The organism is Arsenicicoccus sp. UBA7492 (assembly GCF_002479615.1).
In the GTDB taxonomy this organism is placed as follows: Bacteria; Actinomycetota; Actinomycetes; order Actinomycetales; family Dermatophilaceae; genus Arsenicicoccus; species Arsenicicoccus bolidensis.
This window is the reverse complement of sequence record NZ_DLOE01000058.1, coordinates 20,841-21,138: the sequence shown is the minus strand read 5'-3', so window position 1 is coordinate 21,138 and position 298 is coordinate 20,841. Positions and strand designations below refer to the sequence as shown.

Genomic DNA, 298 nt, shown 5'->3' with positions numbered 1-298 from the left:
CGGGGCGCAGCGAGCGCTGGGTCGGTGTGCGCGACGACCGGGGTCGGATCGTGGCGTGCGCGGCGGTCCACCGGCTCTCGTCCGGGGCCGCCCACCTGTCGGGCATCATCGTGGCCTCCAGCCATCGTGGGCAGGGCCTCGGCCGGGCCACGACGGCGGTCCTGACCCGCGACCTCCTGCGCACGGAACCGGTCGTGACCCTGGGCATGTATGCCGACAACGTGGTCGCCCGCAGCCTCTACCACTCCATGGGCTATGTCACCGACAAGGCCTGGTGGAGCTGCAGCGTGCTCGCCCC

General features: G+C 72.8%; 1 protein-coding gene. It reads left to right on the top strand.

All coding sequences use genetic code 11. From position 1 onward, the window contains the following. A partial coding sequence (locus B4E97_RS17415; protein WP_286960986.1) for a GNAT family N-acetyltransferase occupies nucleotides 1-298 on the top strand: 298 nt, incomplete at both ends.